Origin of the sequence: Bacteroides sp. 51 (assembly GCF_010500965.1) — a bacterium.
GTDB lineage: Bacteria > Bacteroidota > Bacteroidia > Bacteroidales > Bacteroidaceae > Bacteroides.
In genome coordinates this window covers 132,404-153,604 of record NZ_QVMI01000016.1, presented here as the reverse complement: position 1 = coordinate 153,604, position 21,201 = coordinate 132,404, and the positions used below count along the sequence as shown (strand labels likewise).

Below are 21,201 nucleotides of genomic sequence, written 5' to 3'. Positions count from 1 at the left end.
CAATAGAATATCAAATTGTTATTTTGACAATCTGTTATCTTTCTCTCCTCATTTTAATTAGCACCAAAGGATTAATAACTATAATTGGGTGAAAAATTCAAGTAGCTATATACTACTTTATACTATAGCCCCAGGATAATATGCCACAACGAGGAACTCTGAAAGAGTGATATATGAACACTAAAATTTATTTGCTACTCATCTCTTTGATTTGTAGTCACATAACACTATTTAACTATGAATATGTAGTCAATTGTGCTTAATTTGCAGTATTTGCTATTGTGTATGTGTGGTATATACAGTATATTTGCATTGTCGTAAGAATATGGAACATGGCCATTTAATTAATTAAGTTCTATGTTATACGATTATTTAATTTATTTACTAACAAAAAAAAGTATTAATATGACATTGTTTTATAAAGCTCGTCAGAGCACATTAGAATCAAAAGATGGGAAGAAAAAATGGTATCCTATCTTAGTAAAAACCGGAAAAGCCGTTTCATTATTAGAGATGGCCACGGAAGTAGCAGAAAAGTCATCCCTTACACCGGGTGACACGCTGAGTGTTTCACAAAACCTGATGATGGTCATGTCCCGTCACCTGATGAATAGCCGCTCCGTTCGGCTCGATGGGTTGGGTACGTTTACCGTGATCGGTAAGGCCAAAGGAACCGGAGTAGACACGGAAGAAGAAGTCAGTTCATTGCAATTCAATGGTTTGCGCGTACGCTTCACCCCCGAATATACCCGTAATAATACACAAGGAACTACACGTGCCATGTTCTCTAAAGTAGAATATGCAAAGTGGGGTGATTCTAAATCCACCAAAGGTAATAGTTCCGACAATGGTGGTGATGATGATGAAGAAGTGATAGACCCAGGATTTTAGGCACCGAGGTGCTGCACCCAGGTTAGCTAATACTTGTGGTTTATACGAGTTAAAAATGAAAGGCGCTTCCATGTTTTGGAGCGCCTTTGTTATAATTTGTATGGAAGCCCGGCCGCCCCGCCTCGGGGCACCTGGGTGCAGCGCCTCGCTGCCTATTCGGGTACGTAAATAATCTCTCCGTTCTCGAGTTCGTAGGCGATACCTACCTTTTTGCCTCGTTTTCCGGTTTGTTCCTGATTCTCGGAAGGGGTATATTTGTTAATCTTGTTACCTTCCTTCGTGATGATTTCCATGTTCTCTTTCCCCGGATTCTTCACCATCGTATAATCTTCCTGAGAGAAGACCTCGGTCATGTTATATCTCGTAACCAGCGCAACCATAAGTGCAACGGCAAATACCATCGCTACGTCAAAAAGGTTGGATACAACGCTGATTGGATCAGCATCTTCGTCCTTTCTTAGCAATCTCCGTCTCATTTTGCACTACGTTTTTCGTTTAACAATTCGGTCACAAACTCCAGGTTGGTTAAGTCTTGCAGATACCAGCGCTGTTTTATCTGTTGCGTGATAAAACCGATAGCACTACTGAACAGTCCGACAACCGTAGTGGCAAAAGCCACCTGCATGTTATAAGCCATCGAACCGATATCTCCCGTAGAGAGTCCAACCAGCGCAGGTCCCATAGGGATAAGCGTTCCCATCAATCCGAGGATAGGACCCATCTTGGTCAGTATTTTAGGTAGGGAAAGGTCCTTATCCGCTGCAATCTCGAAATCGGCCAGCAACCGTTGTACATGTGCCGGACTATCGGCTGCGTGGAGTATTTCGCGCATATATTTAACTACAAGTGAATTGGACTTTTCGGGTAGTTTGCCTGCCAGTTCATTTACATTTTCAGTGGTTAGCCCTGCCATATCAGTACGGAGCAGCTTCTCCGTTTTCCGGATAGAAAGGTATTGACCAAAGAATCCACCAATCAAAATGATGGAACGGAGGAAGAGGATGATTAACAGTACGATGACAGGAACCAGTAGTCCTGTCGAAATCCAAAATAGAATATCAGAAATAGCGTTCATATTTGAGTTTATAAGTTTATTGATATAACAGCCTCACCCCAGCCCTCTCCAAAGGAGAGGGAGATGGCTGCGCAGCCTCGTGCGCTAGCTGTAACTTTCATTCTCCCTCTCCTTTGGAGAGGGCCGGGGTGAGGCTTTTTTATGATAAATAAACAGTCCCACGAATGCTCCGGCCAATAAGATCAGAATCAGGCCAAGCAACGCATACCAGTCTACAGAGTTTGTACCCTCTACGGCTGTGCGCCCGTTAACCGTGGCAACGATGCCCAGTATAGATACCAGCGCATTGCTCAGGAACAAGAGCTCCAGCCGCAAGTCCGTTTCGGGTAATAACCATTTCAGCAACCAGCGCCCTATGGGGATTAGAATAAATACCGCCAGTGCATAAAGCCACGCTATCCGGCTGAATGAAACACCCGGGAAAGCAAAGATCAGGTAAACCAATCCGCTGAACAAGACAGGGTAAATCAACACCCCCGGTATCCAGCGCAGAAAGCGATAAGCCCAGAGCGTTTTCTTTTTAACCGGATAAGCATTGTGCACATGCACCGCCAACATACAATAAGCCATTTGCAGGCAGACTTCCAGCGTCAACAGAACAGACGTGTCGAGCATCAGTTGCGGATTGTCCAGCCAACTGGTGATCTGCGTCTTCGATTGCTCAATAGCAACCGGCCACATCGTCCCCGCAAAAATGGCAGCAACGGCGGCGGAAATTCCCACTGCCGTTATCTTCCAGAATGTTTGTTTCAATAAGAAGTTGAACACCGTCAACATCATCAAAACGAATACGACTGTATACATATGCTTTATGCTTGTTTCTTGCGTCTATACCGTATAAACAGGATGGCTCCGATCAGGACCGCAAAGATAACGATTCCTACCGTAATATTACTCAACGTATTGGTCTGTTCCTGAGCCTGGGCGTTTAATTCGTCTTTCTTCATCACCACCCCTTTATTATCATTTGCAACAGCCTCGCGAATCTCAGCAATATTCTTCTTATACTCGCTTGCCGACTGCTGGTCGGTTTTGGATGCAATAAAGTCGCGCAGTTTCGCATTGTCGCACACAAAGCCCGAACACGACGGACGGTATTTGTTTACAAGTTCCGTATGCAATTTACTGATATCTGCAACCTGCTGTTCGCTCGCCTTCCACATGCCTTTGCGTACGGTTTCCAACATCACAGCAGTCATTTCTTCCAAAGCCGCAGGATTCTGGGTTTCGAAGAACTCCTGTACATTCAGGTTATGTTTGTCTTTTACATAAACCTCATAAATCTCATCCCACAGCTCTTTGTCGATCACCGATGGCTTCATCACGTTCCAACCGTACGTATTGCGGATCGTTTCGGCAAACTCACCGGCCGATGAGGCTTCACCCTTCATCTTTTCCTTAATATATGTAGGGTTGAAGATCGTTGTGCGCGATTCCACGCCGATGGCTTCTTTCAACTCCTGCATCCGCATATTATTCCGGTTGCGGTAGTCGCTCAGATAAGCATCCGGGTCTTTACCCGTTACGTTGCGTACGGCAAGGTTCAAACCTCCCATAAACTCGTAAACATGGTCAAGGCTAAGCGCTCCCCAAGTATTGCTCTGGCGAGGTTGAATCACTACATCGGTGCGGGTCAGTGCAGCTTCGAAGGCAAACTTGCGAACAGTTTCCCAGTTCTTCTCGCTTCCGTAGAAAGCACCCATATTATTGAGGTAAACGTTAGCAATCTCTGTTTCCTCTTCCCAACGGTCGCCCGATTCTACCATGCCCTGAATGCCTGTGCCATATCCACCGTTTACACCTCCGAACACGCGGAAAGTCGATATTTCGCGGGCATCTTTGGGCGAAAGTCCCTTCTCGGTCAATACACGTTCCGCTTCAACAACGCTGGCGGCTACCATGTTTTCGTATTCACCGTCTTTGGCAGCGGCAGCCATTTCCACGGCACGGTTGATAAGGAAGAGGCGCGAAGCGGCGATATCGCGCAACTGTCCCGAAGTCTGTACTACTACGTCAATACGCGGACGTCCCAGCTCGGCCGATGGAATCAATTTCAAATCGCTCACCCTGCCGAATGTATCGCGGATAGGTTCAACTCCCAACATATATAATACCTGTGCGATGGTTGCTCCGCCGGTTTCGATAAACTCGCCCGACCAAAGCGTGTAACTTACTTTCCGTGGATATTCACCATCGTGGCGTTCACGATACATGTCGATGGTGCTTTGCGCCAACTTCACTCCCTTTTCCCAAGCCGATTCCGATGGAGTAGCTTCGGCGTTGATAGAGTAGAGGTTGCGTCCTGTCGGAATGGTATTCGGATTAGCAATCGGATCACCACCTGGCGAAGGGGGAGTGTATCCACCGTTCATGGCGTTGATAGCGCTATTTAATTCTGCTTCCGGACTATGCAACAGGGCTGCTTTATAGTTTCCGATGTTTTTAATGGTTTGCTCCACTTCGAGTACGGCAAGGGCGAAGTTTACTTCTTCTTTGCTGTATTCTTTTTTGCTTTGCCCCATGTTTTTCATTGCTTCCGCCATTGCTGCAGGCATTTCTTTTGGCATGCCTTCGGGTTTATCTTTCGCCATACCCTGCATCATTTTCTTGGCTTCATCAGGATTGCCTCTCATCTTCTCGTGAATCTTGGCAACCTCGGTACTGTCCATACCTTCGGCCATTTTCCGCATCATGGCTCTCATAGAGTCGGAAATACCACCTTCTTCTTTTTTCTCGGCTTTCTTGCTTGCCGCAGGTTTGTCAGAGGAAGAAGCCGCCATCATCATCGCCATCATGCCTGTAGGCGCATTGCGGGCTTTATCTATTTCGCGAGCCTTTTGCAATTCCTCGATACTGATGTTTGCCGTTTTGCAGATCAGTTCATCGGTTGCCTGTGCAGGGTTCGCAATCAGTCTTTCAACCAATGTTCTGGCCGGGTTCAGGTATCTTTGCGTAAACAGTCCTTTATTCTTAACGACCTTTTCGTCTGCTCTTCCACGCAACTTATCAAGTGAAAGCAGGCTGTATGCGATAGGTTCCGTAGCCATAGCGTATACAGACGATGTGATGCGGGCAGACTCGTAAGGAACGCCCATCGTATAAAGCTGTCCGGTGATCTTCTCTGTTGCCAGTTCCTCTGCGAAGTTCTCGATTTTCAGGATATGATCTTCCGTATAAGGGGTGGTCAGGATACTATCCAATCCCAGTTCACGATGAATACCCATTTTAACAGCAATAGCCTTTACTTCAAGTGAAAGCTTATCGCTCGGCGTATTATTGTATATTTTTATCTTTTCCATCAGTTCGCGGTAGATACCTCTGACACTGCTTTCAAGGAAAGGAGGAGTGAGGTATGACTGCAAGCCGGCATAAGAACGTCTTTTGGCAATGACACCTTCGCCCACATTACCAATAGAATACACATAGAAGTGAGGTACGGCACCTACCAGGCGGTCGGGCCAGTCGAGACTGCTTAATCCTACTTGTTTCTTAGGCGTAAACTCCAAACTACCGTGCGTTCCGAAATGGATCAGTGCATCTGCCTTGAAGCCATGTTGCATCCAAAGATACGAAGCAATATACGTATGAGGAGGAGCAGCATTTGTTCCGTGCACTACCTCAAATGAATTGCTACCCGAACCGGCTGCATTCTGAGGAACCAGAACCACATTGCCGAATTGCAGGCGGGCTACACCCAGGCGACCGTCTTCCGTAGTCATATATGAACCGGGGAATTCGCCATTGGCGGCTAATACCTCCGCATACTTTTCGGGACGCAACGATTGTTTTACCCACGATTCGTAATCTTCTTTAGAAATCAATTCCGGCTTTCCGGTCTTCATAAATTCGTCGAAAGCGCCTTCGGCATATGCACCGAAAACAGCTCCCTGCGACATGATCATCTTTTCCAGTTCCTTGTGGTTTGAAGGCAGATTATCAACCTTATACCCTTCGGCTTTCATGCGTACAAGCAAGTTATATAAAGAAGGAGCCACTTCCATGCCACCCGCTGTCATCGCGTTTTGGCCGGGACCTTTGAAGTAGTAAATAGCTACTCGCTTTTCTTTATTTGGCTTATCTTTAAGTTCCAGATAGGCTTTTACGGTTTTGATAAACGTTTCCAAACGTTCGGGAACAGCGAAAGAGTGATGCAAACCTTCGTCGTCCTTGTATTGCGCGAATAGTGCAAATGAACGTATCGCTCCGTCTATCTCGGGTGTAACCACACTTTGCGAAAGGAATCCGCCGGACATACCCATCGGGTCGTTTTCCCAGTCTTCTACCAGACTGTTGATTGTGATCGGAGCAAACAACGGAATGTTTCTTTCCGTAAGGTATTCCACCATTTTGTCTCCCATACGTCCGTGAGGCAGGTTAATCACCGCATCGGGGCTGATTTCGCGGATAAAATCCTGTAACTTGCGGAAAGAGGAGATAGGGTAGACGTTGATACCGCTTTTCTCTAGTGCAGAGATCAGATCGGTAGGGTCGGCCATTTGTCCGGTAATAGCTATTTTCTTTCCGCCTTCGGTCCAGAGGTTATTATCTTTCAGATACTTTTCATATTCTTCTACCGTAAGGAAGTCCAGGTCATCATCTCCTTTAAGATCTGCATGATAAAGGACATCTGATGGACGTTTTACCGGCTCTTCCGGTTCATCAATAGAACTGATCTTTTTATCAATATTCTTACGGATGTAATTCAACAAACTACGGTTATTGCGTCGTCCGCCACCACCCAGGTATTCCCGGATATCTTTTTGTTGAATGCTATCCAGGTTGCAAATGTTATTTGCCGGATTGGTAGCCGCAGAAGTATAGATAGGAATACCTTTGTCGGCTGCCCGCTGGATTTGAGCACGTTGCTCTTCTACGATACGCAGGCCCATCCCGTTAAGGAAGATCATGTCGTAATTATCAAGTTGGTCCAGGTCGTCTACTGATACTTCTTTGATCTGGATAAAAGAGTTATCATTGGCCTTGGCAATACTTCCCAAACTAATGGTCTGGAAGTTAATGAATGCGATCTTTGTAGTGCTAAAATACTTGTTATAGCCCCAAACAGCGGCTATAACAAGTACAAATAGACAGATCAGCAAAATAATGCTTCTTTTCTTCATGTCTCTATGTAGTGTTTATAATTTGAACATATCTGCGATATTGATGTTGACCGTTCCGATGTAGCTGATTCCTTTTTGTGGAACTTGCAGGGAACTGTCGGCAGCTTTATCTTTGTAATTGAACAGGTTGTCTACACCAAAATTCAGCCCGATGCCTCGCGGTAAAGTGACTCCGGTATTCAGCGTCCACAAGCTACGTGCGTCATACGTTTTTTTGTTGTACACATAATCGCCGTTTTCATCCTCTGTTCTGGAATAGGTGTCGAATTTGCAACTCCATTGACCGTTTAGAGAACAATTAAAGCCGATTTTACCAAACTTACGCGAGTATATGGCGTTGAAGGTAGCCGTGTGCGGACGTGCTGTTGAAGCATCATACCCATCTACTTTTGCATAATCGTTAGTGTATGCATACGAACCGGTCATTATCAACCCAAAGCCGAAGCGGTAACGTAAAATACTTTCTACAGCCATAGCTCTGGCATTTTCGGCATTAACGTACTGCATATCACTTGTTCCATCATTCAGAGGCATATTAACGATTTTATTCTTGAAGCGGCCGTATGTGAAAGTGGATGATGCATGGAATCCTCCTTTGTTAAACTCTACCGATGCAGAATATTGGTTGCTGGTTTCCGGCTTCAAATCCGGATTTCCGTGAATCATGAACATGCCCAATCCTCCCATATCATATTCCTGATAAAGTTCTTTCAAAGACGGAGAACGGAAGCCTCGTGCATATCCGGCACGGAGAGTCAGGAAGTCGAAAGCATGCCACATGGCAGATATTTTCGGGGTGACGTGCCAGTGGTATTTCTCATGATAATCGGCACGTATACCGGCTACAATGTTCAGTTCGTCGGCAATGTTCCAATCTTCTTGCGCAAAGAGTGCATATGCCTGGTTTCTGACATGCGAACTATCTTTCATCATATAGTGTTTCAGGTATTCTATATCTCCTTCAAAGCCAGCACTGATGGTGTGGTCGCCGAATTTACCCGAATAGTCCAGACGTGGGGTTTGCTTGATGTTACGGTAATTGGTGTAAGTGGAGTCTAACCGGAAATAGTGGTTGTCTTTCTTATAATTATCGTAAATGTATCCTACGGTAATCTGCTGACCGGCTGCCGGAAGATATTTTATTTTTCCGCTGAAGGTATAATCCACATAGTATTCCTGAAAAAGCCTTCCGGTACGTATATCCCGCTGATTGCGGTAATAGGTACCTTTGAGGTCCACACTCAACTTCTCGTTGCAGGTATAGCCCAGCTTCTGTGTAAAGTCCCAGATGTTGTAACCATAAACGGTGGTAGAAGCACCCTCATCACCTATACTGTATGTATCTCTTGTGCGGTAGGTCAAACTGGAATAAGAAGTCAGTCGGTCTTTCTTCAATCCGAGAGAACCGGTATATTTCTGCCCGTTACTACCTGCATAACGCGCGTTTATATTGGCAGTGATAGGGCGGTTGGCGGTTTTGGTAATAATGTTGATTACCCCACCCAATGCGTTGGAACCGTAGATGGTAGATTGTGCTCCTTTGATGACCTCGATGCGTTCGATGTCGTCTACATTGAAACGGGTAAAATCCACATTGTGGTCGGCACCTTCGCCGCTGACGCGTTCGCCATCTATCAGGAACAGCATATATTCGCCACCCATACCCTGATAAGTGATTTGGGGTTGTTGGCTCATGGAGTTATATCCAATCTGCAAGCCTGGTAGTTCGTATTGCAACAGTGTTTCTATGGTCATTGGGTTAAGGGCCTGAATCTCTTTCTGAGAGATGATGCGGGTAATGACTGGCGCTTCTTTCAACGGTTTTTCGATGAACGAACCGGTAATAACCACATCGTTCAATACATTGGTGGAAGGTCTTAATTTTACCTGCGTTGTTACCGGATTCTGAAGGGCGGTAACGGTCGTTGTCTGCGGATCGTAACCCATGAAGGATACTTGCAAGTTATAATCTTTCGTTTCGTCCAAACGGATGATAAACTCTCCGTTCGAGTTGGTGCCGGCACCGAAGGTAGTGCCTACCAGGCGCACTGTTGCTCCCGGCATAGGTTGATCGTATTCGTCTACAACCACCCCTTTTATGGCGTAACGGTAACGGCGTGCATTGTTGTCATTATCGCCTTCACCGCCATTTGCAAAAACGGTGGTCGTTAGGGCCACCGTGAGCAAAAGGCTGAATAAACTTATAATGTTTTTCATTTTTATTTTGCTGAATGATAATTGTAATAAAACGACATGTAATGATCTACGCCTCTTACTGTATGCTTAGTATCTGTGACCTGGAGGGTAGACCAACTTCCATCTCCCCATTTCAGAACAAGAACTTCTCTTTTTGTTTCGTAAATCGTGGGGGGCATTGTCCCGGTTGCTGTCCTTTTTATTCCATCGCACAGTACTCTGTTGATGGTGGGGTTATGCGAATAACCTACGCCTATCTTTTCATCCATCATACCGGACATATCTATAGTAAGCAGATACTTGTTACCCTCTTTTTTCGATTCCGTTTCATAAGGAACCACTTCGTCGGGTGCGTAAGTGCCTTCCGGCAACTCGGTGACAGTCATTATATCTGTTTTCCCGGTGTTGAAGACGGATGCGCCGTTTGTTTTAAATTCATAGCGATGTACGGCGATATGCCATTCAATACCAATCGTTGCTTCTTCTTTTGCGGGACGGATATCTTCTTTTGCTGAGTATATCAGTTCACCGGTATCGGAATGCGTTTCTGTTTCTCCGGTTATCAGGTTGATGTATGTCCATGACTCGTAATCGGAGATACCTACATTCCACAACATGTCATAAGATCCGGGTTCCGGTTCGTCTTCGTCGAGGAAGTGATTTTCATAACTACAAGCAGTCGCACAAAGGGCGACTGCAAGCATGGTTATATGTTTGAAGAATGTATTTTTCATTACTTACTTTCAAATGTCATATCTAAAAACATTGGCATAGCGCCAGGTTTAAGTTTGAATAAAAAGTTAGCCTTCCCGTCTTTAATTGTACCAGACAATGTACCGGTAACGTCAATTTTACCGCTGGCTGTAGCACTAGTGGTATTAACGGTTCCGGCCAGTGTATATGTATCCTCCTTAATTGTAAGTTCTATATCTTTCATTACAATGTCTTCTGTAAAAGCCATTGCTCCATCACCACCAAACTTAGCTAGGGTTACTTCTACCTTTCCATCTTCCTGAGCTTTGATCGTTACTTTGCTATCATCGAAACTTCCTTGAGATGCACCCATTACAGACATATCTAAAGTTCCATTATAGGCTCCTGCAATAAGCATTGCAGCAGGGGCATCGCCTAAATTGGTAGTAACTATAACTGTACCCATACCTCCTAGCGCGATAGTCATAACGAAAGAAGCAGTTGATTTGTCTGCGCTGATTGTTCCTTCGATTGTAAATTTATATTCAGTTCCACGTATAACTGTATTTCCCGAACCGCTTACGATATAAGAACCGTCTTTCTTTGATACTTCAAGATCAGTAGCAGTTCCTTCGCCCCATTGTCCACTATAAGTGAAATCAACCTTTCCATTTTCGGTATTTGCTTTCAAAGTAATACTTTCGTCATTATATGTCCCATATGCAGCACCTGTTGGAGAAGTTGCAGAAGAATAGCTACTGTATTTACCAGCTACAAGCAGGTTTTCAGGAGCATTGCCCAATTGGAAGGTGATTGTAGTTCCTCCCATTACAGTAGGAATAGTGAAAACAATTTTCACGTCCGACTTATCTGCGTTTATTGTACCTGCAAGTGTACAGTCATAACTGCCTGAAGTTCCATTCATAGCCATGGTAGAAACACCTGTACCGCTAATGGTATATCCGTTTGTAGTAGCAGTCACTATTGCTGCGGAAATAGTGGAAGTACCCAATGATGTACTTGAAGTATAGTTCACTGTTGCTGTTCCGTCTTCATTGGTAGTTATAGTGACAGTTTGATCTTCTACTGGCGATTGAGTTCCACTACGAGGGCTGTCCATTATTACATATCCTTTGTAAGCACCAGCCACTGATTGTGCGGGTGAAGGACCATCATCATCACTACTACATGCTACAATACACAATGCAACGACCATCATTGCCAGAAAATTCTTTATTTTCATCTGTTTATAAAGTTAAAAGATTAATAGTTTTAAGTAATCAGTGACTCCCTTCTATGGGTGGTCTACTAATTTTTCTGCAAAATTACCCCAGGTAGCCAGAGTGGGCAATACCTAAAAATGATGAAAATTAAATAACTTATCCTCAATAGTAGGTATTGAATGGTATGTCGTAAGGCAACAAATAGTCACAAGAAGGGATGTTCTACCCGTTTTTAGGTATTGTCTTCAATCTATAAAGCATATATCTTTGCCGGATTGTTTTTTGTTTGCTTGAAAACTATTCATTAACATTGTTGTTGTTAATTAGAGTAATAAAATGTTTTTTTTAAGAATATATGGACCAGAATGTCTTAATAGCTTTAGTATTAACCCTCTTAGCCGGTCTGGCAACAGGTATCGGTAGCTTGATTGCTTTTTTTGCAAAGAGTACTAATAAGAAGTTCCTTTCTTTTTCTTTGGGTCTGTCGGCAGGAGTGATGATCTACGTGTCTTTCGTTGAAATATTTGCGCAAGCGCAAGATTTGCTAACCATTGAGATGGGAACTACCAAAGGCATGTCTTTGACTGTAGTTTGTTTCTTTCTGGGCATATTATTAATAGGTATTATCGACCGTTTAGTTCCTTCTTTTGAAAATCCGCACGAAGTGCGTTCGGTAGAAAGCATGGACCAGTCGCCCAAACGCGATCCCAAACTCATGAAAATGGGGGTAATGACAGCTTTGGCCATCGGTATACATAATTTCCCGGAAGGAATCGCAACTTTTACCTCAGCTGTTGAGAACCCTGCTCTTGGTGTGGCTATTGCAGCCGCTATTGCTATTCATAATATTCCGGAAGGGATTGCGGTTTCTGTACCCATCTACCATGCTACAGGTGATAAGAAGAAGGCTTTTCGTTTGTCTATGCTTTCTGGATTGGCAGAGCCTGTAGGTGCTATCATTGCTTATCTTGTCCTGATGCCTTTCATGTCGCCTACTTTATTGGGTTGTGTACTTGCGTCCGTAGCAGGTATCATGGTATTTATCTCTCTGGATGAATTATTGCCGGCAGCACGCGAGTATGGTGAACATCATATTTCTATCTATGGGTTGATAGCTGGAATGGCTATTATGGCTTTCAGTTTAATTCTGTTAAACTAGTGACTCTGTTCTCTGTTTCTACTCTGCATTAAGTTATTGTAATAAAGCATTGACTTATTGAATTATTGCATTGAGTTAAGTTGTTTTAGTGTAATAGATGAAAGACACTCGTTTTTCTGGGTCAAGCAGAAAAAAGGTTGAATTGCAAAATTAACCTGGTTGTTAATCCGCGAAGTCACAAATGTGTGCAAAATCAGATCAAAAGGATAGCATTTGCCCCATTCTGATTACATGCAAACTTTTCAGAAACCTCCAATGAGATGTTAAAATCAGGTTTTAGGCTTGCTTATGCAGTGTATTATTGATATTTGGAAGCACGCCAGCGCAATAATTTCTACACTTGAGCCGCGTACTGCCGACAGCACGCGGCTCAAGTATCAACAGCCAAGCGCTCAAATATCAACAGTCAAGCGCTCAAGTATCGACAGCACGCGGCTCAAGTGTTCAGCGTGTTTCATTTTATAGATTTTTATTCTCTGGTTGGTCTGTTTCAAGCGAAACGATTGAAATGTGCATTTGCTGTATTTATTTTTGCTTATCCGACTATTTGTGGTGTATTTTGATGTACTTGTAGCATTTTGGTGGTGCGTTTTACGAATTTAAATCTTATTGATTTTCACAAACATGATTCTTTTGCCATTTTCCCTTCCCTTTCTTCCCCAAGCCCGGAATTTGCAATTACTGCTCCATTCTATTATCAAAATGTCATTTCTGTCATTTTGTCTATACTTTGCCATTTCCAACAAAACCCTACTATAAAAAGGAAGTAAACGAAACTATCTCAAGCATTCATCCCTTGAATCCCTTAATTAAAAAGAAAAACTTACCAAGATCTTTTTATAATACTCTCTTCATCTAAAATGCACATAAATAAACCATTCTTTAATGGGACTTGTTTATAAATCGAATATTTCATCTATCAGTCCCGTGAATTTATTCGAGTAGTAAAATTGGAAATACATAACAGCAATATAAACTAAACCTGCTTCTCCAATAAGTATTGGTGTGACAATCTATTTAGCTCTACGACATCCCACTGATATACCCTAGGTATCCCACTGACATGGTTCTGGCGAGATCCTATCCCCCCCAAAAAACTTCTTATCCTTTAAAATATCCGTTTCACTTATTCGTCTACCTAAATAGAGGCACTATTCAGAACCATCCGCAAGGAAACCTGGGTGCAGCGCCTCGCTGCTAATTAGAAAAATAGATTAATATGTTCCATCGGAGAAGAGAAGTGATATCTTTGTCTATTAATGAAGACAAATGTATAGGATGTGAAAGTTGTGTGGCAAGATGCAGACGTAAAGTCTTTGATATGCGATATAGTGTTGAATGCTATGCCTGGGTAAAATACCCGGCAGATTGTGTTGGCTGTGGAAAATGTCTGCGTGTTTGCCCCACCGGAGCGATTGAATTAGTCACAACTTAAAAAAATACAGATATGAGAAGAAGACCTGGAAAATTTTGGCACGGATTAATTTTTATTGCCGCCATAGCAGCCATTGCCGCTATAACCATGTTATTATGGAATGCATTGATACCTTCCATTATTGGATGGAGCGTGATTAATTATTGGCAGGCAGCCGGATTATTGATCCTTTGTCGTTTGCTTTTCGGCGGAATGTTTGGCGGATTGAGACATCATGGAATGCATCATCATCGCGGTGGTGGAATGCATGGGCGACCTTTCCCCGGACACTTGCATGAAAAGATGAAAGGAATGTCTTTTGAAGAAAAGCGCGAATACATTCGTAAGCGTATGGACGAAAGCTTTGACGAAAGATGCGAACACTTCCGCAAACATATGGACGAAAAGAAAGATGAGTGAAGTTGCTGTTATTTTCAAACAATACCAGAAGCAACTACGTTCGTTCATCGGGAAAAGGGTTCTCTCCAAGGAAGATGGTGAGGACATACTGCAAGATGTATTTTATCAGCTATCCAAGGTAGACCTTGAAGAGAACCCCATTCAGAAGATTTCTTCCTGGCTTTATGCTGTGGCACGCAATCTGATCATCGACCGCAGCAGAAAGCAAAAGGAAGAGGAGATGCCTTACCGGAAGAAATCGGAGGATGATGGTTCTTTCATAGAAGAACTAACTGTTATGATTCTTGATGAAGACGCCTCTCCCGAGATAGATTACGTCAAGGCATTGGTCTGGGAAGAACTGGAGATTGCCCTGGCCGAACTCCCCGAAGAACAACGAGTCGTTTTTGAACTGACAGAACTGCAAGGCTTTTCCTTTAAGGAAATATCAGAGTCGACCGGAGTGACGGTGAACACCCTGATATCCCGCAAACGATATGCGGTTCTGCATCTGCGCAAACGTCTGTCCACCTTGTATAATGAACTGCTGAACGAATAGCGGCAATGTGCCGCTGCGAAGTTTTAAAAAAAGCGCTGTGTAACTCAATAGACTTTGTAGCGAAATAACTACCTTTGTACTCCGAATATATAGGAGGATGAAACAATTGTATTTGAAAATGTTGAAATGCCTGCTCCCGATACTATTCATATCGTATCTGGCAGGTATTACTTTTTTCACCCACTCGCATGTTGTGAATGGGGTTACAATTGTCCACTCGCACCCGTTTAATAAAGATACAGACCACAACCATACGACAACCGAACTTCAGTTGATTCATTTGTTGTCGCATGTAGTAACCGCAGGTACTGTTATCCTGCCTTTATTACTACTGGTTTATTCCCGGATTCTACGTACATTATTAAATAAACCTGAATCGTCCGGTTACACTTCATCCCCTCGCGGGATACTTTCGCTTCGTGCTCCCCCTTCTCATTGCTGAAAGCAGCGAGGCGCTGCACCCAATTTCTTTAGTATCTAAGGCAGGTACATCATTTAGAGTGAAACTACTTGATTATGACAGTTCTCTCCGCCCTTGGGGAATCTGTTGTAAAATCTATATAGATACCTTTATTTCCTATTATATAATTAAAACTCGGTCGCGGCACCTTGCCGCTTACAGCAATGAAAAAATATATCATGTTACTGCTTAGCCTATGCTATGCTTTCATGCCATCTATGGCAAACGAACCCGAAATGCCCATATTAAGTAAATCTGATGCCAATATCATTGGTCATGTACTAGACAAAAATACCAAAGAACACCTTTCTTATATAACCATATCGCTGAAGGGAACCACCATTGGAACCGTAACCGATGCTACCGGACACTACTTCCTGAAAAACCTGCCCGAAGGAACCTTTACACTCGAAGTCAGCTCCGTAGGATACAAAACCGTGCGCAGAGAAGTTACCTTAAGAAAAGGGAAAACCTTAGAAGAAGATTTTGAAATAGAAGAAGATGCGGTAGCACTCGATGGAGTCGTTGTATCTGCCAACCGGAGCGAAACCACTCGGCGCACCGCCCCAACATTGGTCAATGTAGTAGAATTGAAGATGTTTGAAATGACCAATTCAACCAATCTATCGCAGGGGCTGAACTTCCAACCCGGAGTCCGTGTAGAAACAAACTGCCAGAACTGCGGATTCCAACAAGTGCGTATTAACGGACTTGACGGACCATACACACAAATCCTGTTAGACTCCCGTCCTATATTCAGCGCCTTATCAGGCGTATATGGTTTGGAGCAGATTCCGGCAAGTATGATCGAGCGCGTAGAAGTCATGCGTGGCGGAGGTTCGGCCTTATTCGGTTCATCGGCTATTGCGGGAACAATTAACATCATCACCAAAGAACCGATACGAAATACCGGGCAACTATCGCATACCACCTCATTTGTTGGTGGAAGCAACAAACTAGACAATAATACCTCACTGAATGTATCTCTGGTAACCGACGACCACAAAGCCGGAATGTATATCTTCGGACAAAACCGGCATCGCGACGGATACGATCATGATGATGACGGATACACCGAACTACCCAAACTGAAGAATCAAACCGTTGGTTTCCGCTCCTTCCTGAAAACAGGAACCTACAGCAAACTAACATTCGAATATCACCATATGGAGGAATTTCGTCGCGGTGGAGATATGCTGAGCCGACCACCCCACGAAGCTAATATCGCCGAGCAACTCGAACATTCCATTGACGGTGGCGGGCTTAAATTCGATTTATTCTCGCCCGACGAGAAACACCGGCTTGCCGTTTTTACTTCCGGACAAAACACCAGCCGCGATAGTTATTATGGAGCCGGACAAGATCCCGATGCTTACGGTAAAACCAAAGATTTCACCTTCATGGGTGGTGCACAGTACGTATATAACTTCGACAAATTAGTATTTATGCCTTCTTCTCTCACCACAGGTATAGAATACAACAGAGATGACTTGAAAGATAATATGTGGGGATACAACCGTTATACCCGCCAGATTGTAAACATCGGTAGCGCCTTTTTACAGAACGAATGGAAAGACGAGAAATGGGGGATACTCATTGGCGCCCGGTTGGACAAACACAATATGATTAATCATGCCATTATCAGTCCGAGAGCCAACCTGCGTTTCAATCCGAAAGAAAATATAAACCTGAGGTTAAGCTACTCTTCGGGATTCCGTGCCCCACAGGCTTTCGATGAAGATTTACATATAGAGTCAGTTGGTGGAACAGTCTCCATGATCGAGCGTGATCCGAACCTGAAAGAAGAAAAATCGCACAGTTTTAGTGCTTCTGCCGATATCTATCAACGTTTTGGAGCTTTTCAGACCAACTTCCTTATAGAAGGATTTTATACCCGACTCTCCGATGTGTTTGTATTGAATAAAATCGGCGAGAATATAGAAGGAATCATCATAAAAGAGCGAACCAATGGTTCAGGGGCTAAAGTTATGGGACTCACACTGGAAGGGAAACTGGCATATCTTTCTTCATTCCAATTACAAGCCGGCGTGACTCTTCAGAGAAGCCGCTATGACGAACCGGAAGCATGGAGTGAAGAGGCCGCAGCAGAGAAAAAGATATTCCGTACACCAGATACATATGGCTATTTTACAGCGACGTATTCTCCAATTAAACCATTATCTGTTGCCTTATCCGGTACTTACACAGGTTCTATGTTGGTTCAACATCTTGCCGGGTATATCCCCAATGATATAGCTGTTAAAACTCCTAAATTTTTTGATATGGGTTTGAAGATAGCTTATGATATTAAGGTTTATAAATCAACCACCCTTCAACTTCATGCAGGCGTACAGAATATATTTGACGCTTATCAGGATGATTTTGACAAAGGGAAAAACCGCGATGCCGGTTATATCTATGGTCCGGCTTTACCAAGAACATATTATGCCGGCCTAAAAATAAGTTACTAATTTAGGAGTTAGAAGTCAGAAGCTAGAAGTCAGGCCGTATACAGAAGGATAAAAGTATACCTGACTACTAACTCCTAACTTCTTACTACTAAACTGTTAATAATGATTTCACGTGTTCCATAAAACGGATTTATTACTATATTTGTTGTTATGCCTTTTGGCAAAAAGTTAGTTTGGAATAAATACGAAACACCTATGGAAAACGTGAAACCTCCTTTTAAGGTGGATATTGCGGGGACATTCCTGTATCCGCAAACACTGAAAGAGGCACGTGAACAATGTCGGACAGGGAAGATGATTCCTGCCGAGTTGCGTGCCATTGAAGATGTTGAAATCAGAAACTTAGTTGAACGACTAAAAAGTGCCGGACTAAAAGTTGTAACCGACGGAAACTTCCGTACCTCTTCCTGGCCATTAGAGTTTATGTGTGCTTTAGATGGCATTGATCTGCATCCGGTAAAGAAAACCACGATTGAACTGACAAGTCGTATTTGCGTACATCGCCATCCCATTGTTGGTGATTTTATGTTCCTGACCGGAATTACCGGAGGCGATCTGATCGCTAAACAAATTTTGCCTGCTCCCTCATTATTACTTTCTCGTTTACAGAAGGATTCTCCTAATCAGCTCAAGCACTTCTACCCGGTAATAGATCATTTATACGAAGATATACACCGAGTCTATCATCGGATAATTAATGCACTTTACGATTCCGGTTGCCGGTATATTCAATTCCGTGATACGACACGTATTGTTACAGCGGAAGCTATACAACTTAATAATACGCTGTTTGAAGCCTTACCGCCAGATTTATCTGTAGCTTTTCATGCTCCCAGCGATATGCTTATTTCTACGGTAGGTGTCGATATGTTCTTTTTGGATTATGATGATGAATGCTGTAGCCGGTATAAATTGCTTTGGTTTATAAAAGAGAAAAAGGCTGCATTTGGATTCATTCCTTCTTATTATCCGGTAGATGATGACCTGGATGAATTACGGGCTAAAATAGATGAAGTCAGACGTTATATTCCTTTAGATCGCTTTTCGCTTTGTATTCCTAATGCAAACATGCTACCCTCAGAGAAGTTTGAAGTAGCACAGGCAAAGCAATGGCATACATTGGAAATGGCGATGAAGGTAAGCAGCGAGGGCAGCGAGGCGCTGCACCCAGGTTCTCCATGCGACTAAAAATGTTAAGCATAGCTATGCAAACCACCTAATATAAAATTCACCCCGAAATAAGTGATTAATACACTTAAGAAAGCGATTATTGTAAAAAAGTGGAAAAACATCGGTTTCCGGAAAATAGAGAGGGAACCGGTGTGTATGGCCAATGAATAGATGAGCATAGTGATCAATGCCCAGACTTCTTTGGGGTCCCATCCCCAATAGCGTCCCCACGAAACATTTGCCCAAACAGCTCCTACGAAGATACCGATGGCCAGACAGAACAAAGCCGGATATAACAAAAGTTGACTAAGCGTTTGTAGCTTCCCGACTTGCTGCATCCGTTGTGGATTGCCGGAAAAATAGATGAACACGGCAGTCAAGCCATTCAGCATCATAAAAGCAAACAGGGCATACGATAGCATAATGACCACTACATGCAGGCTCAGCAGAGGGGAAGTTAAAACTGGTATCAGGAGTGTAATCTGAGGATTGGCTTCGCCCAACATGGATACCAATAGCGTAAATCCGCATATCAGAAAGCCAAAAGGTAGGAACATCACTCGTTTTCGCAGAACGAAAGCCAGAATCAAAGCGCACCAGGACATAAACTGCATGGTTTCGTATCCATTGGACAGTGGTAGGTGAGTGCTTATAAACCATCGTAAGGAGATGTTGACCGTAAGGTAGGCGAATACAATAAGAAGTAGAACGATCAGTGAGGTAGAAACCTGTGACCGGACTTTTTTTCCGGTTGCCATGCAAATGCAATAGTAAATAAAGCCTAGAATACCGATAGCTATACATCCCATAGCAAGCGGACGGGTGTATGTCAGCTGGTTGTAGAACTTTTCCGCCTCGAAACGGCTATCTGATGGGAGAACCGAAGAGGCTTCTTTTCGTTGGTATTCCTTTATCTTTTGTAATGTGTTCAGAATACCATCGTAATCTTTCTTAACGACCATCTCGTGGATATAGTCTTGTGTTTTCTTTATGAACAACCACTTTTTATCGTCCATATCCATGGGTAGATTATCGCCTTGTGAATGCCATGTAACCTCTATCGCATCGGCACATGCATTTTTGGCGGGGAATATTTTCAGCATCTGTCCGGAGTAGAGAAACCGGATGATGTTGTATTTCTCGTCGGCTTCTTCGATGCCTCGTCTGGCAGCATTACTTCCGCTGTGGCGGATTTGATTGATAGCGTCATTCAGTTTATATTCGTTGAGCGGGTTCATGAAATCGTCGAGGGTAGCATATGCTCCATTAATCTCCAATAAAGTGCGGGCGTTGGAGTTCTTTATTTTGATCATGGGCTGTGATTTCCAATTAGAATAGTAGAAGATCCAACCCGTAAAAACCTGTTCCGACGTCAGTCCGCGATAGGTTGGTTTACCGTATAGTTTGGTTGTAAAGTCTTTGGCTACAGTTTGTAGTGGGCAGATGCGGTTGTTATATAACACATACAAGTCACCAAAGGCACTTGCTACTTCCTGTGGAAGTACTTTGGGATCTTGATTTGTAGTCGTTGCATTTGCCTGGTTAGGGCAGCACAGGATAAGTAATAGAATAGCAGTGGCAGCGGTGGTGCGCGATGATGCTTTCTTGAGTAAAAAACGATATTTTGTATTTGAAACCAGAAAGAAAAGGAGGATAGATAATAATAGAGTGATGTATCCGGTATACGTAATGGCGATTCCCCAGGGATCATATGACACAGCCAGGGTGGTACCTTTCTCATCTTCATCATAGCCCGACTGATAGAAACGGTATCCTTTGTAAGAGAAGATTTTGTTCATGGCTACCTCGCCTTGTCCGGTTTCGTTGTTTTCTCCGGTTATGGTTACTGTACTCACGTAATCCATAGGAGAGGGGGTGCCGGTGTAATATTCAATCTTGAAACTTTCGAGCTTGATGCTGAAAGGTAGGGGGAGTTCCCTATCACTGTCACTGCAAACGAAAGTGGTTACACTTTCGTTTTCGCGTAAATGCAACAAACCTTGCTTGCCGTGTATGTAGGTGGTAAGTGCTCCTATCAGGATGATAAAAAAAGAGATGTGAAGCAGAAATGTAATCTTTTGTTGGAACAATCTTAACTTGATGATATATATCAAAGCAGACAGGGAAACCGCACCCCATAATATAACAAAACCGGATGAACGGTAGATGGTATCTACTGCAAATTCGGTTCCATATAGTTTTTCAATAATGGTAGCACTTATCAGAACAATGATGATACATCCCAGGAGTGAGAATGTCAACAGCTTTAGTCGTTTCATTCGTTGAATAGTAAAGAAAGGTTTATACTTGTAGGGGCGGTTCGCGAACCGCCCACAGGAAACACCTAATCATAGACGAGCGGTTCGTAAAC

16 protein-coding genes are annotated in these 21,201 nt (G+C 43.5%); 8 read left to right on the top strand and 8 right to left on the bottom strand.

What is annotated here, in order from left to right; translation table 11 throughout:
* The first annotated feature begins 405 nt into the window (after positions 1–405).
* Entirely contained in the window at positions 406–891 is a 486-nt protein-coding gene (locus D0T87_RS13380; protein ID WP_163175642.1) for an HU family DNA-binding protein, read from the top strand.
* Between the two features lie 152 nt (positions 892–1,043).
* On the opposite strand, the gene D0T87_RS13375 is transcribed toward D0T87_RS13380, so the two are convergent.
* The 7 genes from D0T87_RS13375 to D0T87_RS13345 form a co-directional block, all read right to left on the bottom strand.
* Complete coding sequence (locus D0T87_RS13375; protein WP_163175641.1) at positions 1,044–1,367, bottom strand: DUF2149 domain-containing protein; 324 nt, start codon at positions 1,365–1,367, stop codon at positions 1,044–1,046.
* Positions 1,364–1,966, bottom strand: a complete 603-nt coding sequence (locus D0T87_RS13370) for a MotA/TolQ/ExbB proton channel family protein (protein WP_163175640.1) — start codon at positions 1,964–1,966, stop codon at positions 1,364–1,366. The genes D0T87_RS13375 and D0T87_RS13370 overlap by 4 nt, the downstream gene beginning before the upstream one ends.
* Before the next feature lie 84 nt (positions 1,967–2,050).
* A complete protein-coding gene (locus D0T87_RS13365) occupies positions 2,051–2,770 on the bottom strand; it encodes a hypothetical protein (RefSeq protein WP_163175639.1) in 720 nt (239 codons plus the stop codon).
* A gap of 5 nt (positions 2,771–2,775) precedes the next feature.
* Positions 2,776–7,086, bottom strand: coding sequence for a cobaltochelatase subunit CobN (locus tag D0T87_RS13360; protein WP_163175638.1), 4,311 nt, complete (start codon positions 7,084–7,086; stop codon positions 2,776–2,778).
* A gap of 15 nt (positions 7,087–7,101) precedes the next feature.
* Positions 7,102–9,303: a TonB-dependent receptor gene (locus D0T87_RS13355; RefSeq protein ID WP_163175637.1), complete on the bottom strand. Its 2,202-nt coding sequence runs from the start codon at positions 9,301–9,303 to the stop codon at positions 7,102–7,104.
* Between the two features lie 2 nt (positions 9,304–9,305).
* A complete protein-coding gene (locus D0T87_RS13350; protein WP_163175636.1) occupies positions 9,306–10,016 on the bottom strand; it encodes an HmuY family protein in 711 nt (236 codons plus the stop codon).
* Positions 10,016–11,218, bottom strand: a complete 1,203-nt coding sequence (locus D0T87_RS13345; RefSeq protein ID WP_163175635.1) for a calycin-like domain-containing protein — start codon at positions 11,216–11,218, stop codon at positions 10,016–10,018. The genes D0T87_RS13350 and D0T87_RS13345 overlap by 1 nt, the downstream gene beginning before the upstream one ends.
* Positions 11,219–11,553: 335 nt before the next feature.
* On the opposite strand from D0T87_RS13345, the gene zupT reads away from it, so the two are divergent.
* The 7 genes from zupT (at position 11,554) to D0T87_RS13310 (ending at position 18,848) form a co-directional block, all read left to right on the top strand.
* On the top strand, positions 11,554–12,357 hold the full coding sequence (gene zupT / locus D0T87_RS13340; protein ID WP_163175634.1) for a zinc transporter ZupT: 804 nt from the start codon (positions 11,554–11,556) through the stop codon (positions 12,355–12,357).
* A 1,219-nt stretch (positions 12,358–13,576) separates the two neighbouring features.
* Positions 13,577–13,792 (top strand): ferredoxin family protein, encoded by a 216-nt coding sequence (locus D0T87_RS13335; protein ID WP_163175633.1) that lies wholly within the window; start codon positions 13,577–13,579, stop codon positions 13,790–13,792.
* A 12-nt stretch (positions 13,793–13,804) separates the two neighbouring features.
* A complete protein-coding gene (locus D0T87_RS13330; protein WP_163175632.1) occupies positions 13,805–14,191 on the top strand; it encodes a hypothetical protein in 387 nt (128 codons plus the stop codon).
* Positions 14,184–14,729, top strand: a complete 546-nt coding sequence (locus D0T87_RS13325; protein WP_163175631.1) for an RNA polymerase sigma factor — start codon at positions 14,184–14,186, stop codon at positions 14,727–14,729. Before D0T87_RS13330 ends, D0T87_RS13325 begins: the two co-directional genes overlap by 8 nt.
* Before the next feature lie 97 nt (positions 14,730–14,826).
* On the top strand, positions 14,827–15,171 hold the full coding sequence (locus D0T87_RS13320; RefSeq protein WP_163175630.1) for a hypothetical protein: 345 nt from the start codon (positions 14,827–14,829) through the stop codon (positions 15,169–15,171).
* Positions 15,172–15,353: 182 nt separating this feature from the next.
* Complete coding sequence (locus D0T87_RS13315) at positions 15,354–17,660, top strand: TonB-dependent receptor (RefSeq protein ID WP_163175629.1); 2,307 nt, start codon at positions 15,354–15,356, stop codon at positions 17,658–17,660.
* Between the two features lie 195 nt (positions 17,661–17,855).
* Positions 17,856–18,848 (top strand): methionine synthase, encoded by a 993-nt coding sequence (locus tag D0T87_RS13310; RefSeq protein WP_163175628.1) that lies wholly within the window; start codon positions 17,856–17,858, stop codon positions 18,846–18,848.
* A 5-nt stretch (positions 18,849–18,853) separates the two neighbouring features.
* On the opposite strand, the gene ccsA is transcribed toward D0T87_RS13310, so the two are convergent.
* Positions 18,854–21,109: a cytochrome c biogenesis protein CcsA gene (gene ccsA, locus D0T87_RS13305; protein ID WP_163175627.1), complete on the bottom strand. Its 2,256-nt coding sequence runs from the start codon at positions 21,107–21,109 to the stop codon at positions 18,854–18,856.
* Positions 21,110–21,201 lie beyond the last annotated feature (92 nt).

Bases quoted from the DNA above. Each gene is read 5' to 3' on its own strand.
- D0T87_RS13380 (WP_163175642.1), top strand. From the start codon at position 406: ATGACATTGTTTTATAAAGCTCGTCAGAGCACATTAGAATCAAAAGAT.
- D0T87_RS13375 (WP_163175641.1), bottom strand. From the start codon at position 1,367: ATGAGACGGAGATTGCTAAGAAAGGACGAAGATGCTGATCCAATCAGC.
- D0T87_RS13370 (WP_163175640.1), bottom strand. From the start codon at position 1,966: ATGAACGCTATTTCTGATATTCTATTTTGGATTTCGACAGGACTACTG.
- D0T87_RS13365 (WP_163175639.1), bottom strand. From the start codon at position 2,770: ATGTATACAGTCGTATTCGTTTTGATGATGTTGACGGTGTTCAACTTC.
- D0T87_RS13360 (WP_163175638.1), bottom strand. From the start codon at position 7,086: ATGAAGAAAAGAAGCATTATTTTGCTGATCTGTCTATTTGTACTTGTT.
- D0T87_RS13355 (WP_163175637.1), bottom strand. From the start codon at position 9,303: ATGAAAAACATTATAAGTTTATTCAGCCTTTTGCTCACGGTGGCCCTA.
- D0T87_RS13350 (WP_163175636.1), bottom strand. From the start codon at position 10,016: ATGAAAAATACATTCTTCAAACATATAACCATGCTTGCAGTCGCCCTT.
- D0T87_RS13345 (WP_163175635.1), bottom strand. From the start codon at position 11,218: ATGAAAATAAAGAATTTTCTGGCAATGATGGTCGTTGCATTGTGTATT.
- zupT (WP_163175634.1), top strand. From the start codon at position 11,554: ATGGACCAGAATGTCTTAATAGCTTTAGTATTAACCCTCTTAGCCGGT.
- D0T87_RS13335 (WP_163175633.1), top strand. From the start codon at position 13,577: ATGTTCCATCGGAGAAGAGAAGTGATATCTTTGTCTATTAATGAAGAC.
- D0T87_RS13330 (WP_163175632.1), top strand. From the start codon at position 13,805: ATGAGAAGAAGACCTGGAAAATTTTGGCACGGATTAATTTTTATTGCC.
- D0T87_RS13325 (WP_163175631.1), top strand. From the start codon at position 14,184: ATGAGTGAAGTTGCTGTTATTTTCAAACAATACCAGAAGCAACTACGT.
- D0T87_RS13320 (WP_163175630.1), top strand. From the start codon at position 14,827: ATGAAACAATTGTATTTGAAAATGTTGAAATGCCTGCTCCCGATACTA.
- D0T87_RS13315 (WP_163175629.1), top strand. From the start codon at position 15,354: ATGAAAAAATATATCATGTTACTGCTTAGCCTATGCTATGCTTTCATG.
- D0T87_RS13310 (WP_163175628.1), top strand. From the start codon at position 17,856: ATGGAAAACGTGAAACCTCCTTTTAAGGTGGATATTGCGGGGACATTC.
- ccsA (WP_163175627.1), bottom strand. From the start codon at position 21,109: ATGAAACGACTAAAGCTGTTGACATTCTCACTCCTGGGATGTATCATC.